This window comes from Streptomyces recifensis (assembly GCF_002154615.1).
GTDB lineage: Bacteria > Actinomycetota > Actinomycetes > Streptomycetales > Streptomycetaceae > Streptomyces > Streptomyces griseoluteus.
The window spans coordinates 1-593 of record NZ_MUNH01000696.1 but is presented as its reverse complement, the minus strand read 5'-3'; the positions used below and the strand labels follow the sequence as shown (position 1 = coordinate 593).

Sequence of the window (593 nt, the reverse complement as noted above, 5' to 3'; positions counted from 1 at the left end):
CCCAGGCGCCGGCGCCTGGGCTCTGCTGCGCCGCCGCCGGGCCGGTACGGCGGGCGCTCCCGCCGAAGCGGCGCCGGGCGGCCGCCGCGGGGACCGCGCGGCGGACACCTCCGCCGGGGCGGTGCCCCAGCAGGGCGGCCGCCGCCGTGCCCCGGCGGCGGAGAACCCGACGGAAGCCGCCTCCCCCCAGGGCGGACGCCACCGCCGCTGAGGCCTCCGGCGGGGGGCTGCGCTTGGTCGTGCGCCGGGGGACCGCACGGGCATGCTCCCGCGAACCGTCGGTGACCTTCGTACACACGTCCCCCCACCCTCCCGGAGCTGAGACCATGGTGGGCGTTGTCCGGGGTTCTGGCCGGGAGGGGTTGTATGGGTGAGCGGGATGTCGTGACGGCTTCGGGGGTGGAGGCCGCTCAAGGGGCGGCCGGAGTCGCGGAACGGCCGCGCGGGGTGCTCGTCACCTTCATGCTCGGCGCGCTCACCGCCACCACACCGCTGGCGATGGACATGTACCTCCCCTCGCTGCCGGAGGTCACCCGCACCCTGCACGCGCCCGCCGCCACCGTGCAGCTCACCCTCACCGCCTGTCTGGCCGG

At 77.6% G+C, this 593-nt stretch carries 2 pseudogenes; both read left to right on the top strand.

The annotated features are described in order from the left end of the window. Positions 1 to 211, top strand: a pseudogene (locus tag CCN33_RS32320) (hypothetical protein); the annotation flags it as partial. A gap of 155 nt (positions 212 to 366) precedes the next feature. Further along, positions 367 to 593 (top strand): annotated as a pseudogene (locus tag CCN33_RS33335) (Bcr/CflA family drug resistance efflux transporter); the annotation flags it as partial.